Below are 1,092 nucleotides of genomic sequence, written 5' to 3' on the forward strand. Positions count from 1 at the left end.
TAGTGCAGGACCGCCGGGATGATGCCCGCCGCGCCGTTCGTCGGTGCCGTCACCACCCGGCCGCCGGCGGCGTTCTCCTCGTTCACCGCCATCGCGTAGAGCGTGATCCACTCCATCGCGTGCGCCAACGGGTCGCCGTCCGCCCGGAGCTGGCGGGCGGAGACCGCGGCCCTGCGGCGCACCCTCAGGCCGCCCGGCAGGATGCCCTCGCGGGACATGCCGCGTGACACGCACGCCCGCATCACCCGCCAGATCTCCAGCAGGCCTTCGCGGATCTCCTCCTCCGTGCGCCAGGCCCGCTCGTTCTCCAGCATCAGCGCGGAGATCGACAGGCCCGTCTCCTTGGTCAGGCCCAGCAGCTCGTCGCCCGTGCGGAAGGGGTACTTCAGGACCGTGTCGTCGAGCTTGATGCGGTCCGCGCCGACCGCGTCCTCGTCGACGACGAAGCCGCCGCCGACCGAGTAGTACGTCTTCGTGAGCAGCTCGGCGCCCGCCGCGTCGTGTGCCCACAGGGTCATGCCGTTCGCGTGGTAGGGGAGTGCCTTACGGCGGTGCAGGATCAGGTCGTCGTCGAAGGAGAACGGGATCTCGTGCTCGCCGAGGAGCCGGAGCCGGCCGCCCTCCTTGATCCGCTCCACCTGTTCGTCCGCCGTCTCGACCTCCACCGTCCGCGGCGACTCGCCCTCCAGGCCCAGCAGTACGGCCTTCGGGGTGCCGTGGCCGTGTCCGGTCGCGCCCAGGGAGCCGTAGAGCTCGGACCGTACGGACGCGACGGAGGCCAGCAGGTCCTCGCTGCGCAGTCGGCGGGCGAACATGCGGGCCGCGCGCATCGGGCCGACCGTGTGGGAGCTGGACGGGCCGATGCCGATCGAGAACAGATCGAAGACCGAGATGGCCACGGGGACTCCTCAAGACAGGGTGGTGCAGGAGGGGTGCCCCGCACACGCACACGTACGAGTGTGCGGGGCGCCCCGCAAAAAGGAACTACTTGTTCAGACCGGGGTAGAGCGGGTGCTTGTCCGTGAGTGCCTTGACTCGGGTCTTCAGCGTCTCGGCGTCGTACGACGGCTTGAGCGCCTCCGCGATGACGTC

Annotated in this window: 1 protein-coding gene; it reads right to left on the reverse strand. The window is 70.1% G+C overall.

Going from position 1 to position 1,092, the window contains the following annotated elements; translation table 11 throughout:
* The coding region (locus ABT063_RS52080) for an L-serine ammonia-lyase (protein WP_351069404.1) at positions 1-899 on the reverse strand (899 nt) is incomplete at its 3' end.
* Between the last annotated feature and the right edge of the window lie 193 nt (positions 900-1,092).

The sequence above is a fragment of the Streptomyces sp. NPDC002838 genome (assembly GCF_040295365.1).
Lineage (GTDB): Bacteria > Actinomycetota > Actinomycetes > Streptomycetales > Streptomycetaceae > Streptomyces.